Annotated in this window: 12 protein-coding genes; 6 read left to right on the forward strand and 6 right to left on the reverse strand. The window is 75.9% G+C overall.

The window, feature by feature from the left end; all coding sequences use genetic code 11:
* Nucleotides 1-34: 34 nt before the first annotated feature.
* Entirely contained in the window at nucleotides 35-529 is a 495-nt protein-coding gene (locus tag PKA89_RS13450) for a YchJ family metal-binding protein (protein WP_324420267.1), read from the forward strand.
* On the opposite strand, the gene PKA89_RS13455 is transcribed toward PKA89_RS13450, so the two are convergent.
* On the reverse strand, nucleotides 490-2,031 hold the full coding sequence (locus PKA89_RS13455; RefSeq protein WP_324420269.1) for a hypothetical protein: 1,542 nt from the start codon (nucleotides 2,029-2,031) through the stop codon (nucleotides 490-492). The genes PKA89_RS13450 and PKA89_RS13455 overlap by 40 nt on opposite strands.
* 117 nt (nucleotides 2,032-2,148) lie before the next feature.
* On the opposite strand from PKA89_RS13455, the gene PKA89_RS13460 reads away from it, so the two are divergent.
* The gene (locus tag PKA89_RS13460; protein WP_324420271.1) at nucleotides 2,149-2,877 is read left to right on the forward strand and encodes a VOC family protein; all 729 of its coding nucleotides are present in this window, start codon (nucleotides 2,149-2,151) and stop codon (nucleotides 2,875-2,877) included.
* Nucleotides 2,878-2,885: 8 nt separating this feature from the next.
* Here the strand turns inward: PKA89_RS13460 and PKA89_RS13465 are convergent, their stop codons facing one another.
* Both PKA89_RS13465 and PKA89_RS13470 read right to left on the reverse strand, forming a co-directional pair.
* Nucleotides 2,886-4,409, reverse strand: a complete 1,524-nt coding sequence (locus tag PKA89_RS13465; RefSeq protein ID WP_324420272.1) for a hypothetical protein — start codon at nucleotides 4,407-4,409, stop codon at nucleotides 2,886-2,888.
* A complete protein-coding gene (locus tag PKA89_RS13470; protein WP_324420274.1) occupies nucleotides 4,406-5,356 on the reverse strand; it encodes a hypothetical protein in 951 nt (316 codons plus the stop codon). Before PKA89_RS13470 ends, PKA89_RS13465 begins: the two co-directional genes overlap by 4 nt.
* A gap of 184 nt (nucleotides 5,357-5,540) precedes the next feature.
* Here PKA89_RS13470 and aspS point away from each other — a divergent pair, with 184 nt between their 5' ends.
* Complete coding sequence (gene aspS / locus PKA89_RS13475; RefSeq protein ID WP_324420276.1) at nucleotides 5,541-7,340, forward strand: aspartate--tRNA ligase; 1,800 nt, start codon at nucleotides 5,541-5,543, stop codon at nucleotides 7,338-7,340.
* Nucleotides 7,341-7,363: 23 nt separating this feature from the next.
* On the opposite strand, the gene PKA89_RS13480 is transcribed toward aspS, so the two are convergent.
* The 3 genes from PKA89_RS13480 to PKA89_RS13490 form a co-directional block, all read right to left on the reverse strand.
* A complete protein-coding gene (locus PKA89_RS13480) occupies nucleotides 7,364-8,188 on the reverse strand; it encodes an alpha/beta hydrolase (RefSeq protein WP_324420278.1) in 825 nt (274 codons plus the stop codon).
* Between the two features lie 91 nt (nucleotides 8,189-8,279).
* Nucleotides 8,280-9,059: a GNAT family N-acetyltransferase gene (locus PKA89_RS13485; protein WP_324420280.1), complete on the reverse strand. Its 780-nt coding sequence runs from the start codon at nucleotides 9,057-9,059 to the stop codon at nucleotides 8,280-8,282.
* Nucleotides 9,056-11,260 carry an MMPL family transporter gene (locus PKA89_RS13490; protein WP_324420283.1) on the reverse strand — a complete coding sequence of 735 codons (2,205 nt, stop codon included), beginning with the start codon at nucleotides 11,258-11,260 and terminating at the stop codon, nucleotides 9,056-9,058. Before PKA89_RS13490 ends, PKA89_RS13485 begins: the two co-directional genes overlap by 4 nt.
* Nucleotides 11,261-11,324: 64 nt before the next feature.
* Between PKA89_RS13490 and PKA89_RS13495 the strand changes: the two genes are divergently transcribed.
* From PKA89_RS13495 to PKA89_RS13505, 3 genes are all read left to right on the forward strand, one after another.
* Nucleotides 11,325-11,837, forward strand: a complete 513-nt coding sequence (locus PKA89_RS13495; RefSeq protein WP_324420285.1) for a DinB family protein — start codon at nucleotides 11,325-11,327, stop codon at nucleotides 11,835-11,837.
* Nucleotides 11,838-11,946: 109 nt separating this feature from the next.
* Nucleotides 11,947-13,293, forward strand: coding sequence for a replication-associated recombination protein A (locus tag PKA89_RS13500; protein ID WP_324420346.1), 1,347 nt, complete (start codon nucleotides 11,947-11,949; stop codon nucleotides 13,291-13,293).
* Nucleotides 13,294-13,402: 109 nt separating this feature from the next.
* Nucleotides 13,403-13,768: a DUF948 domain-containing protein gene (locus PKA89_RS13505; protein WP_324420287.1), complete on the forward strand. Its 366-nt coding sequence runs from the start codon at nucleotides 13,403-13,405 to the stop codon at nucleotides 13,766-13,768.
* Nucleotides 13,769-13,830: the final 62 nt, after the last annotated feature.

Genomic DNA, 13,830 nt, shown 5'->3' on the forward strand with positions numbered 1-13,830 from the left:
CGTGGTGATGATCGGGGCATGGGAGGATCGACCGGTGGCGGAGACCTTCGGTGCGGGCCGCGGCAGCTCGGCCTGGCTCAAGGTGTCCGGTGTGTCCGACGAAGTCCTCGACCGCGAGTCGCGGTGTCCGTGTGGCGGTCTCGTGCCCGGAGCCACCTTCGCCGAGTGCTGCGGCCGGCTGATCGAGAGCGGCCGCCCGGCCGAGACCGCCGAGGCGGTCATGCGCTCGCGCTACACCGCGTACTCCCTCGCCGACGGCCAGCACCTCTTCCGCACCTGGCACCCGCGCACCCGGCCCGAGCACGTCGAGCCCGAGCCGTGGGTGCGCTGGGTCGGCCTCGAGGTGGTCGACGTCGTCGACGGTGGCCCCGGTGACGACACCGGTGTCGTCGAGTTCCGGGCCGCGTGGGTCGCGGGCGAGGGCCACACCCGGCAGCGGGGCGAGGTGCACGAGCGCAGTCGCTTCGAACGGCGCGCCGGGCGCTGGCTCTACGTCGGGGCCGAGGGCGCCGACGTCACTGGTAGCTGACGAACCAGGGGGTCGGGCGCACCCGGTCGACGGTCTGGGCCGGGGTGAGCATCGGCGCGTCCTCGTCGACGAAGTTCTTCCACCCGAGCCAGACCCCCGCCGGCAGGTCGCGGCGGACCGCGTCCCAGGTGGCCTGCTTCGCGCCCTGGCCGCCCTGCCCGTCGGCGTGGACGAGCCACTGCACCTCGTCGAGGGTGGTGTCGAGGCGGGCGGGGGCCCGGGCCCAGTTGGGGGGGGAAGGGTGGGGGGGCAGCCCCCTCGGCGGGAGGGCGGGGTCCCGCCCGAGCGCGGCGGGCCACCCCCCCGCCCCCGTTCACCTCCTCGACGCCGACGTGACCGATCCGGTGCAGCGGCTTCTCGCCGGGTCCGAGCCGCCACTCGGGGTCGAGGGCCAGCCCGACGTGGGGCCGGCGCAGCAGGGCCTCGTAGGCCCGGGCCTGGGTGAGGAAGTCGGCGCGGCCGGGCTGGAGGTCGAGGACGACGTAGACGCCGGCCGCCTGCGCCGCGTCCAGCCACGGCTCGAGGACCGATCGCGCGGTGTGCTGCGAGTAGGTGCCGTCGGCGCCGGCCGAACCGGTGGCGACGGTGGCGATGATCTCGAAGGCCGGCACCACCGGCTCGTCGAGCAGGCGTGCGTACTGCCCGGCGAGCCCGCGGACCCGGCGCGCCGACGCCGCGGGCGACTGCTCGCCGAGCATGCCGAGGGCCGCGGACCGCGGGTGGCCGTAGAGGGCGACCATCCGTCGGCCGGGGAACGGCAGCCAGCCGCCCCCGGGCAGCTCGGGGGCGTGGCGCACCGTGCGGACCCGCTGCGCGAAGTGCTCCCCGAGCGCGCCGACCCCGAGAACGGCCGCCGCGGCGTCCTCGCGCAGGGCGGTGGCGTCCGCGGCGGTGCGGCGGGGGTCCGTGCCGCGCAACGCGACCCGCCGGGCGCCGAGGACCTCGAGGAGCGGTTCGAGGGCGGTGGGAACGGTGGCGCCCGGCGCGGCCGCCACGACGAGACCGCCGGTGCTCAGGCGGGCCGGCAGCCCCGGCGTGCGGGCGATCGAGGTCGCGTCGGCGACCAGGGGCTGTCGGTCGCCGAGGTGCGCCGGCACCGGCAGCCGGGTCGACTCGGGCACGAGGACGGTACGCGCGCCGAGCCGGTCGAGCTCGGCCGCGAGGCCGGGGCCGTCGAGGAGGAGCGGGACGCCGGCCGCGGTCGCGAGGGGCGCGCCGGCCGCGAGGTCCGCCGGCCCGCAGACGACGACCGCGCTCGCGCCGTCGAGGAGCGCGCGGGACGCGGCGAGCGTGGGCTCGAGCGCCGGGTCCAGGAGGGCTGCGACGCCGTCGCGGACCGAGACGCTGTGCCGCTCGGCCGGGACCGCGTCGGTGGGGCCCTCGGCGTCGGACGCGCTCCGTGGGCGGCCGGCGTAGCCCGCCGCCGCCCCGACGACGAGCCCACCGACGACGCCGGCGGCCGCGGTGCGCAGCGCGGTCCGACGCGAGGGTCTGCGGGTCACGAGGGGCCTCCGAGGGCGGGTGGGCACGTCCTCCCACCGTCGCACGGACCCGCGTCGCGGGGCCAGTCAGGCGCGCCAGGGGTCCCCGGTGTCGGCGCCGGGTGGTAGGACGGACGGATGCTGCTGGAGAACATCACGCTCGACGCCCTCGACCCCCGCGTGGTCGGCGCGTTCTGGGAGGAACTGCTCGGCGGTCGCCGCATCACCGACGAGCCCGACCTCGTCGAGGTGCGCCTCGAGGTGCCCGGCGGGCCGGTCCTCGACCTCTGCGTCCCGCGGGTGCCCGAGCCGGCCGCCCCCGGGCCCCGCCTCCACCTCGACCTGCTCGGCGGCCCGCGCCAGGCCGAGGTCGTGCAGCAGGCGCTCGACCTCGGCGCGCGACACCTCGACATCGGCCAGGGCGACGTGCCGTGGGTCGTCCTCGCCGACCCCGAGGGCACCCCGTTCTGCGTCATGGAGGAGCGTGCCGAGTACCGGGCCGACGGCGGCCCGGTCGCAGCGCTGCCCCTCGACAGCGCCGACCCCGCCCGCGACCTCGCCTTCTGGCAGGCCCTCAGCGGCTGGCGGCCCGAGTCGACCTCGATGCCCGCCGCCCTGCGCCATCCCAGCGGGCTCGGACCCCTGCTCGAGCTGTGCCCCGAGACCACCGCCAAGCCGGCCGGCGTGAAGAACCGGATGCACCTCGACGCCCGGCTCGAGCCGGGCGAGGACCTCGACGACTGCGTGGCGCGAGCCGTGGCGCTCGGCGGTCACGAGGTCGAGCACGACTGGGGCACCCTGCCGTGGCGCGTCCTCACCGACCCCTCGGGCAACGAGGTCTGCCTCCTGCCGCCGCACGGGGACTGACCGGTCGGTCAGCGGCGGCGCCCGCGGAAGACGCCGGTGAGCCGGGCCGAGGGGCCGCGATGGGCCGGTGCGGGGTCGCTGCTCGACGGGAGCGGCCTCGGCAGCTGGTCGGCGGGACGCCCCGGCAGCCGCACCACCCGGGCCGGGTCCACGGCGGCGTCGAGGTGGCCGACGACGCCGCCGTCGACCTCGAACACGGTGGGCTCGACGTGCACCCGGAAGCCGTCGGTGCCGACGAGCCACCGGCCGCCGTCGGCGAAGGACTCCATCGCGGCGACCTGGTCGAAGCGGACGGTGACGACCCCGGTGCCCGAGCGCAGCGAGACACCCTCGGGACCGACGAGCAGCACCGCCCGGCCCCCCTCGCGGGCCGGGTACTCGCGGCCCGGCACGGCCGCGGACGAGCTCGAGGGCACCGCGGCGAACCCCGCCCAGTCGAGCCCACCGCCCGGCACCTGGGCGAGGGCGGTGGCGTGGAAGGCCTCCGCGGCGGCCCGGACCTCGTCCGCGGTGACCGACCGGAGGGCCGCGACGTGCTCTTCCGGGGCCGGGGCGGCCCGGCCGAGCAGGAGGTCGGCGGCCTCGGCGGCGAGCCGTTCGGGGTCCTCCGGCGCACGGGTCGCCGCCGCCACCGCGGTGTCGACGGCCGACCGGTCGGCGGCACCGAGACGGCCCCAGCGCACCCGGGCGAGCGCGTCGACGACGGCACCGCCGAGGGCGTCGCGGCGCTCGGGGGACCCCTCGACGAGGACCTCGACGAGCTCGGTGTCCGCGTCGTGCGGGGTCGACCAGGCCCGGGCGGCCGACGCGGCCCCGGTGCGGACGAGCTCCTCGTCGAGGACGCGGTCGAGCACGTGGGTGTGCACCTCGGTGGGTGCCGACCGGGGCAGCAGCGCGGTGACGTGGACCGTCCCGCCACCGCCGGGGTACCAGGCGGGGGTGCGCGAGAGCACCGGAATGTCGGCGGGGACGGGCTGACGCTCGCCCTCGGGGAGGGTGAGGTCGGGGCCGCGCGGCAGCTCTCCGCTGACCCAGAGGACGGCGTTGTCGCGGGTGAACGCCGCCTGCGCCCAGATCGAGACCACCTCGCCGTCGAGGGCGGGGAGCCCGACGAGCGGGTAGGAGCGCAGGCCCCGGCCGCGGGCACCCCAGCGGACCATCGGCGCGATCCGGGTGGGTCCGGCGCCGCGCCGGCGCTCGTCGTGGGCGGCCGCGGCCCGTTCCTGCTCGACGAGGTGGGCGGGCGGGTTGCGCAGGGCGCTGCTCAGCGCCCCGAGGGCCCGACCGACCTCGTCCGGGGTGCCCGCGACCGTGAAGCGGGTCAGCACGTCGGCGAGGCCGTCCAGCCCCGGGGTCGGCGCGGCACCGCAGGACCGCAGCCCGATCCGTTCGACGAGCCGGGTGACGCCGCGCAGGGCGAGGGTCTCGTCGGCCTCGCCGACCCGGACGACGAGGCCGGCGACGCAGCGTCCGTCGGTGCGCGGCGCGAGGAGGGTGGGGATGCCCGACACCTCGGTGCGGCGGGCGCTCACGAGGGCCTCACCTCGGCCAGCGTGGCCGCGCGGAGGCGCTCGAGCGCGTCGCGGTGGCGGCCGAGCAGAGCCCAGGGCTCGGGTGCCACCAGCGGACCGAGGGCGCGCAGGTGCGAGCGGGCGCGCTCGGTGAGCCCGCCGACGGCGAAGAGCACGGCCAGCTCGGTGTGCGGCCCGACCCACGCCCAGCGGGCCGGACCGGGCACGGCACGGAACCGGTCGGCGACGTCCTCGAGCTCGGCGAGGACCTCGCGGCGCCGCAGGTAGCCCCGCTCGTGCCCCGCCTCCTCCGCCCGCCAGCGCAGCAGGTGGGCCGTCGCGAGGACGGTGCACTCGACCGTGCCGGGCGCGGCGGCCGCCGCCACCTCGCGGGCGAACGCGAACGCGGTCTCCCACGAGCCGGTCGGTGGGACCAGGGCCCGGAGGTACTCGTGCTGGCCCTGGCTGTGGTGCGGGCGGACCGCGAAGAGGCGCAGGTAGCGGCGGTGGGCCTCACCGACCGGCAGGCCCCGCAGCCGGGCGGCGCGCACCCGCAGCACCCAGGCCTCGGGGTCCTCGGGGTCCTCGGCGCACAGCCGCAGCAGGCTCTCCTCGGCCCGGCCGAGCAGGTCGCGGCTGTGCGCCAGATGCTCGCTGGACACCTCGCGACCCCGGAGGCCGGGGAGCCCGTCCTCGGCGACGACGAGCCACCGGTGGGCGAGGAGGGTGCGTGCGCCGCCGTCGTCGGGGTGCGCGGCGAGGTGGGTCTCGAGCACGTCCTCGAGGGCTGGCTGCCCGGCGAGGAGCTCGCGGGCCAGGCTCTCGTCCGGGCCGTGGTGGTGGCCGAGCGCGGCGAGGTCCTCGAGCGTGCCGACGACGTCGCCGGACATCGCCCGGCGGCGCAGGGCGTCGAGCTCGGGGAAGACCGCCCCCGGGTCGGTGACCGGGGCGGGGGCCGCGGCAGCCATGCGCGCATCGTAGGCAGCCGCCCGCCGGCGTGGGGGTGGGCTCGCCGCGGAGAGCGGAGAATGCGGGTGCGGGAGGGGCCCCCGGGGTCCGTAGGATGGTGGGCCGGTCGTGCGGGCGCGCCGGGGCCGAGGTCCCGGTCGCCCCCGGCCGGACCAGCACCCCTCCCGAGACGAAGGACCCCCCGTGCTCCGCACCCACGAGGCCGGCACCCTGCGTGCCGCCGACACCGGCCAGACCGTCACCCTCACCGGCTGGGTGGCGAAGCGGCGCGATCACGGGGGAGTGGCCTTCATCGACCTGCGGGACGCGAGCGGTGTCGTGCAGGTCGTGGCGCGCGACGAGGTGCTCACCGGTGCCGCGCACGACCTGCGCAGCGAGTACGTCGTCAAGGTCACCGGCGCCGTCGCCGCCCGCGAGGAGCGCAACGTCAACCCCGACCTGCCGACCGGCGAGGTCGAGGTCGTCGCCGAGGCCATCGAGGTCCTCAACCCGAGCGCGCCGCTGCCCTTCCAGGTCGACGAACGCGTCACCGTCGGTGAGGAGGCCCGCCTCAAGCACCGCTACCTCGACCTGCGGCGTCCGGGCAAGCACTCCGCCGGGCACGCCATCCGGCTGCGCAGCAAGGTCAGCCAGGCCGCCCGCCGGGTCCTCGGCGACCGCGACTTCGTCGAGATCGAGACCCCGACCCTCACCCGCTCCACCCCGGAGGGCGCCCGCGACTTCCTCGTCCCGGCCCGCCTCGCGCCGGGCTCCTGGTACGCCCTGCCGCAGAGCCCGCAGCTCTTCAAGCAGCTGCTCATGGTCGCCGGGATGGAGCGGTACTACCAGATCGCGCGCTGCTACCGCGACGAGGACTTCCGGGCCGACCGGCAGCCGGAGTTCACCCAGCTCGACATCGAGATGTCCTTCGTCGAGCAGGACGACGTCCTCGAGCTGGGCGAGGCGGTCGTCCGTGAGATCTGGCAGCTCATCGGGGTCGACCTCGAGACCCCGTTCCCGCGGATGACCTACGCGGACGCCATGCGCCGCTTCGGCACCGACAAGCCCGACCTGCGCTTCGGCCAGGAGCTCGTCGAGTGCACGGAGTTCTTCGCCGACACCCCGTTCCGGGTCTTCCAGGCCGAGTACGTCGGCGCCGTGGTGATGCCCGGCGGGGCGAGCCAGCCGCGCAAGCAGCTCGACGCCTGGCAGGAGTGGGCCAAGCAGCGCGGCGCTCGCGGGCTCGCCTACGTCCTCGTCCAGGAGGACGGCACCCTCGGCGGCCCGGTGGCCAAGAACCTCTCGGAGACCGAGCTCGCCGGCCTCGCGGCGCACGTCGGGGCCCAGCCGGGTGACTGCGTCTTCTTCGCCGCCGGCGAGACGCGCTCCTCCCGGGCCCTGCTCGGCGCGGCCCGGCTCGAGGTCGGCGCGCGCTGCGGTCTCGTCGACGAGGACGCGTGGAGCTTCCTCTGGGTGCTCGACGCGCCGCTCTTCGAGCCGGCCTCGGAGGCGGTCGCGGCCGGGGACGTGGCCGTCGGGTCGGGCGCCTGGACCGCCGTGCACCACGCGTTCACCTCGCCGAAGGCCGAGTTCCTCGACACCTTCGACACCGACCCGGGCCCGGCGCTGGCGTACGCCTACGACATGGTCTGCAACGGCAACGAGATCGGTGGCGGCTCGATCCGAATCCACCGCCGCGACGTCCAGGAGCGGGTCTTCAAGGTCATGGGGCTCTCCGAGGACGAGGCGCAGGAGAAGTTCGGCTTCCTCCTCGACGCCTTCCAGTACGGCGCGCCGCCGCACGGTGGCATCGCCTTCGGCTGGGACCGCATCGTCATGCTCCTCGGTGGCTTCGAGTCGATCCGCGACGTCATCGCCTTCCCGAAGTCCGGCGGCGGCTACGACCCGCTGACCGACGCGCCGGCCCCCATCACGCCCGAACAGCGCAGGGAGGCCGGCGTCGACGCGAGGCCCGAGCCGCCGGCCTCCTCGCCCACCGCCTGAGCTCCTCCGGCCTCCGGGTCGGGTCAGTCGGCGAGGAAGTCGAGCAGGACCCGGTTCAGCTCGTCCGGGTGCGAGTCGCCGAGGCCGTGCGGCCCACCGCTGACGACGTGCAGGCGGGCACCGTCGACGGTGGCGGCGGTCCGCTGCCCCGAGACCTCGAGGGGCACGATGGCGTCGGAGTCGCCGTGGACGACGAGCGTGGGCACAGTGACCTTCGCGAGGTCGCCGGTGAAGTCCTCGACCCAGCTGCGGATGCACTCGGCGGCGGCGTGCACGTCGGCCTGCGCGGCGAGGGCGAGGGCGGCCCGGCGCTGCTCCTCGGTGACCTTCAGCTCGTCGCCGGCCGTGAAGAAGGTCGTGAGGAAGCCGTCGAGGAAACCCGACGGGTCGGCTCGAAGCTGGCCCTGCATCCCCTCGACGGTCGCGTCGTCGAGCGCACCGCCGGGGTGCTCGTCGTCCTTCTTGAGGCACGGCGGGATGGCCGCGACGAAGGCGATGCTGTGCAGCCGGTCCTCGCCGTGCGTGCCGACGTACCGGGCCACCTCGCCTCCGCCCATCGAGAAACCGACGAGGGTGACGTCGGTGAGGTCGAGCTCGCGCAGGAGGGCGTCGAGGTCACCGGTCAGGGTGTCGTAGTCGTACCCGGACGCCTCACCGGGCTTCGACGACGCCCCGAACCCGCGCCGGTCGTAGGTGACGACGCGGTACCCGGCGTCCGTGAGGGCCGGGACCTGACCGGCCCACGAGGCCCCGCTCAGCGGCCAGCCGTGGATGAGGACGACCGGGCGGCCGTCGCCCCCGTGGTCCTCGTAGTGGATGTCGACCGAGTCGTTGGTCAGGGTGCTCATCACTCACCTCTTCGTGGGGGGCTGCTCCGTCCAGCGTAGGCACGGTGTCACGGCGATGGGGAGCCCGGGCCGTGGAACGACCGACGGCCGCTCAGGTGCCGTCGGGGTCGGGGAGCCAGCGGCTGCGCCAGCGCATCCCGGTCGTGAAGCCAAGCCGGTGGTACATCCCGATCGCGGCGGGGTTGTCGGCGAAGACGCCGAGGGCGCAGGCACCGCGCGCGGCCACGGCACGACGGGTCAGCGTGGCGGTCACCGCGGCCCCGAGGCCCGCGCGCCGGGCCCGCCGGGCGACGGCGATACCGGCGAGGGTCGGGGTGCCCGCCTCGGAGGGCTCGGCTCCGCCGACGGCGAGCAGGGCGCCGGCGCCGTCGCGCACCGCCACCCACTCCTGCCCGGGCCGGGCGAAGGGCTGGCCGTGGGTCCGCGGGCTCTCCGCCACGAGGAACGCCTCCGCCTCCTCCCGGGCGTCGGGGGTCAGCCCGACGACACGGTCCTCGCCGGGGAGGACCGGCGGCGCGGAGGTCGTCACGAGCCAGTCCCAGTCGCCCCCGCGGTCCCCGAGCTCGAGGTGGCGGGCAACGACGTGCTGGTGCTGCCGCGGAGCGCTGAGGTGCCGGGCGCCGCTGTGCCGGAACCAGTCCCGGACCACCGGCTCGCCGAACAGCGTGTCAAGGCCGGCGGCGTCGCCGAGCGCGGCGGCACCTGGGACGCCGTGGTCGGAGCGCCGCGCGAAGACGACCGCACGACCGGCCGGCCCCGACACCGCGAAGGCGGGCAGCCGCACGCCGCGGCCGACGTCGAGCCGGACGACGACGTGGTCGCCGGAGGCGTCGAGCAGCTCCTCGTAGCGGTCGAGTCGGAGGACGGTCACTCGGTGATCCCGTAGCGGGTGTGCAGCCGGCGCAGCGGCGCGGGCGCCCACCAGTTGCGCCGGCCGAGCACGGCCATCGTCGCCGGGACGAGGAGCATCCGGACGAGGCTGGCGTCGATCGCGATGGCGAGGACGAGCGCGACGCCCATCTGCTTCATGACGAGCAGGTCGCCCGCGGCGAACCCGGCGAACACGATGACCATGAGGAGGGCCGCCGAGGTGATGATCCGGCCGGAGCGCTGGAGGCCGAGGACGACGGCGTCGTGGGTGCTGCGGCCCTGCTCGTGCAGCTCGACGACGCGGGAGAGCAGGAAGACCTCGTAGTCCATCGAGAGCCCGAAGCCGAAGGCCACGACGAGGATCGGGATGGTGTTCTCGACGCCACCGGCCGAGGTGAACCGCAGGACGGACTCGAGGTGGCCCTCCTGGAAGATCCAGACCGTGACCCCGAGGCTCGCGCCGAGCGAGAGGACGTTCATCACGAGCGCCTTGACCGGCACGACGACCGAGCCGGTCATGAGGAAGAGCAGGACGAGCGTCGAGAGGACGACCGCGCCGACCGCCCACGGTGCCCGGTCGGCGACGGCCGCCCGGAAGTCGACGATGCCGGAGGCCTGTCCCACGACCCACGACTCGAACGGCGGACGGTCCGAGCGCAGCGAGTCGACGAGGGCCCGCGACCCCTCTCCGGTCCCGCTGTCCGCCGTGTGCAGCCCGACGGTGGCGACCCCACGGTGGAGGGCGCGCACGGGGTCGACGGCAGTGACGCCGGGCCGGTCGGCGGCGGTCGCGGCCCAGGCCTCCACGTCGCTCGCCGGGGCCTTCGCGACGACGAGCACCTGGGCCCCGGCCAGCCGCGGGTAGCCGGCCCGCAGGTCCTCGAAGAAGGTCCGCTCGGGCGTGCCCTTCGGCAGCAGCTCGGCGCCGGAGGAGGTGAGGACCATCGACCCGGCCGGTGCCGCGAGCAGCAGGAGGAGGGCGGAGACGACCCCGATGACGAGCCACGGCACCCGGTGGACCGCCTCGGCGAGCCGGGAGAAGACGCCGGTGTCCGACCCGAGCTCGGTGCCGCGCCGCAGCAGCCGGCGCGCGCCGAGCACGCAGAGCGCGGGGACGAGCGAGAGGGCCACGGCGAGGGCCACGACGACGACGGACACCCCGGCCAGCGAGACCGCCCGGATGAAGTCGATGTCGAGGAGGAGCAGGCCGGCGAGCGAGATGGCCACGGTGAGTGCCGAGAACACGACGGTGCGACCGGCGCGGTCCAGCGTCCGTCCGGTGGCCGTCGCGACCTCGTCGCGGGTGGCCTCCGCCGCCGGGCGGCCGGCGAGCAGGGTCCGCATCTCCTCGCGGAACCGGCTGACGACGAGCAGGCCGTAGTCGATGCACAGACCGAGCGCGAGCACCGTGACGACGTTGACCGCCGTCGCGTCGAGGTCGAGGAGGTGGGAGAAGCCGAGGAGCGATGCGAGCGCCCCGGCGATGGAGGCGACGGCGCCCAGCACCGGGAAGCCGGCGGCGAGGAAGCCGCCGAAGACGACGACCATGACGGCGAAGCTCACCGGGAGCGCGATGCCCTCGCCCCGCTGGCCGTCGACCTTGACCTGGTGGACGATCCGGTCCACGAGGCTGCGCAGCCCACCGCGCTCGGACCCCGTGGCGCCGGTGTCGCGGACGAGACGGTCGAAGAGCGCGTCGACCCGCGGTGTGGCGGCGTCCTCGTCGGCGGCGGTGGCTCCCGCGTCGAAGGTGACGACCGTCGCGAAGCCGCCGGCCGACACCCGTCCGTCGAGCAGCATGCTCGTCGCGGCGGGACCGCCGGGACCGCCGGGGACGACGAACGGGTTGACGGCCGAGGCGACGTGGTCGACGGCGGTGAGGTCGCGGACGGCCGCGGTGGCCGCCGCGGCCACCGTCGGGGAGCCGAGGTCGACCCCCTCGACGACGAGGGTGTAGGTGCCGAACCCGCTGCCGCCGGCGTCGGCGAGCACCGCACGGCCGGACCGGTTCTCGCCGTCGACGACGATCTCGCCGCTCTGGAGGCGGTCGAAGAGGCTCGTGGTGCCGAACGCTCCCAGCGCCGTGCCGAAGCCGGCGACGACGAAGAGCAGCCAGCCGACGAGGACGGCCCGGGCGTGGGCCGCGACGAAGCGGCCCCACCGCTCCAGCGCCGGCCGGCCGTGTCCCGCGTACCTCGTCACGGCGGCAGGATCCCACGCGTGCCGGACGGTCCGCCGCACGCGCCACGTCGATAGCGTGACCGGCATGCCCGCGACCCGCAGCCGTCCCCCCAAGGTCGCCGACGAGCGCACCCAGCTCCTCGGCTGGTTCGACCTGCAGCGCGGCATCTGCCGGCTCAAGTGCGAGGGGCTGTCCGACGAGCAGGCCCACCGGGTGCTCGTCCCGTCCTCGCCGCTCATGACCGTGGCCGGGATCCTCGGTCACCTCGCCCACTGCGAGGACCTGTGGTTCCGCGAGGTGCTCACCGGCGAGCCCGGGCTGGCCCACGGCTTCGGGTCCGACGAGGACGATGCCGAGTTCCGGGTCGAGGGGATGTCCCTCGCGCACCTCCTCGACGAGTACGAGGCCGCCTGTGCCCGATCGGACGCCGCGATCGCCGCGCGCGACCTCGGCGACACGGGGAGCACCGCCCTGCACCCGGTCGGGGAGGCCTCGCTGCGCTGGATGCTCCACCACATGCTCGAGGAGACCGCCCGGCACGCCGGCCACCTCGACCTGCTCCGCGAGATGCTCGACGGGGAGACCGGCTACTACTGACGTCGGCGCCGTCACCGGCGCTGGATAGCGTGGGGCCGTGAGCCAGGACGGGACCGACCTCTTCGGGGCGGCGGCGCGGGACGCGGGCGACGCCCCGGGCGGCTCGGTCGTGCCCCCGCTGGCGGTCCGGATGCGCCCGCGCTCGCTCGAGGAGGTGCGCGGGCAGGCCGACGTGCTGCGCCCCGGCAGCCCGCTGCGCCGGCTCGTCGAGGGCGGCGGGGGAGCGGCCGGCCCGCTCTCGGCCATCCTCTGGGGGCCGCCGGGCACCGGCAAGACGACCCTCGCCCACCTCGTCGCCACCGCCGCCGAGCGCGAGTTCGTCGAGCTGTCGGCCGTCACCGCCGGCGTCAAGGACGTGCGGCAGGTGATGGAGCAGGCGAACCGCACCCGCGACCTCTACGGCCGCCAGACCGTCCTCTTCCTCGACGAGATCCACCGGTTCACCAAGGCCCAGCAGGACGCCCTGCTGCCCGGGGTCGAGAACCGCCAGGTCGTCCTCGTCGCCGCCACCACCGAGAACCCGAGCTTCTCGGTCATCGCGCCGCTGCTCTCCCGCTCGATGCTCGTCACGCTCGTCTCGCTCGACGACGACGAGGTCGCCGACGTCCTCACCAGCGCGGTCGCCGACGAGCGCGGCCTCGCCGGGGCCTACACGCTCGCCGACGACGCGCGAGACCACCTCGTCCGGCTGGCCGGCGGGGACGCCCGGCGCGCGCTCACCTTCCTCGAGGCCGCGGCGGGGGTGGCCGACGACTCCCTCGCACCGGGTGCCGCCCGCCCCGACGTCCTCGAGGTCACCCTCGCGCACACCGAGCAGGCGGTGGCCCACGCCGCCGTGCGCTACGACCGCACCGGCGACCAGCACTACGACGTCGCGTCCGCCCTCATCAAGTCGATGCGCGGCTCGGACGTCGACGCCGCCCTGCACTACCTCGCCCGGATGCTCGAAGCGGGCGAGGACCCCAGGTTCATCGCCCGCCGCATCGTCATCGCCGCGTCCGAGGACGTCGGGATGGCCGACCCGACGGCCCTGCAGACCGCGGTCGCCGCGATGCACGCCGTCGCGCAGATCGGGATGCCCGAGGCCCGGATCATCCTCGCCCAGGCGGTCGTCCACAACGCGCTGGCCCCGAAGTCGAACGCCGCGTACACGGGGGTCAACGAGGCGATCGCCGACGTCCGGGCCGGCAAGGGAGGCGCGGTGCCGCTGCACCTGCGTGGCAGCGGGTACGGCGGGGCGTCCCGCATCGCCGAGGCGTCGGCGAAGGCGGCCGGGCGCGCGAAGGCGCCCGCGTACGTCTACGCGCACGACGAGCCGGACGGCGTCGCCGCCCAGCAGTACCTGCCCGACGACCTGCACGGCGCCACCGACTACTACCGGCCCACGGACCGTGGTTTCGAGGCCCGGCTCCAGGAGCGGTGGCGCTGGCTGCGCGAGCGGCTCGGCCGCGCGTAGACGGCACCGGCGCCTACGGTGGAGCTCCTCGACGTCCTGGCCCAGGTCCGGCGCGCGCGGCGCACAACCCGGGCGACCGGCGGCTGCGCGCCCCGGTAGGGTCGGAGCCATGGACGTCACGCTCGGAGGGATCGCGGGACTCGTCGCCGCGCTCGCGTTCGCCTACCTCGTCGTCCGGGTCGCCGGGCTCGTCGGCAAGGCGGGCCGGATCCTCGACGAGGCGCGCGACAGCGTGCGCACGACGACCGAGAACGTCCAGCCCACGCTCAAGAGCCTCACCGACACCGTCGGGCTCACCAACGACCAGCTGACCCGCGTCGACGCGATCACCAGCTCGGTCTCGACGATGACGACGAACGCGTCCGCGCTCACCTCGGTGTTCGCGGCGACCGTCGGCTCCCCGCTCATCAAGGTCGCGGCCTACAGCTACGGCGTGCGCACCGCGGTGCGGGGCCTGCGGAGGGCGAGCCGATGAGGATGCGCACCGTGCTGCTCGGCGCGGCGGTCGTCGGCGCCGGCTACGTCCTCTGGCGCCGG

Source organism: Phycicoccus sp., from assembly GCF_035325325.1.
Lineage (GTDB): Bacteria > Actinomycetota > Actinomycetes > Actinomycetales > Dermatophilaceae > Phycicoccus.

Excerpts from the sequence above, each read along its gene's own strand:
- PKA89_RS13460 (WP_324420271.1), top strand. The coding sequence starts at position 2,149 with ATGCTGCTGGAGAACATCACGCTCGACGCCCTCGACCCCCGCGTGGTC.
- PKA89_RS13470 (WP_324420274.1), bottom strand. The coding sequence starts at position 5,356 with ATGGCTGCCGCGGCCCCCGCCCCGGTCACCGACCCGGGGGCGGTCTTC.
- PKA89_RS13480 (WP_324420278.1), bottom strand. The coding sequence starts at position 8,188 with ATGAGCACCCTGACCAACGACTCGGTCGACATCCACTACGAGGACCAC.
- PKA89_RS13495 (WP_324420285.1), top strand. The coding sequence starts at position 11,325 with ATGCCCGCGACCCGCAGCCGTCCCCCCAAGGTCGCCGACGAGCGCACC.
- PKA89_RS13505 (WP_324420287.1), top strand. The coding sequence starts at position 13,403 with ATGGACGTCACGCTCGGAGGGATCGCGGGACTCGTCGCCGCGCTCGCG.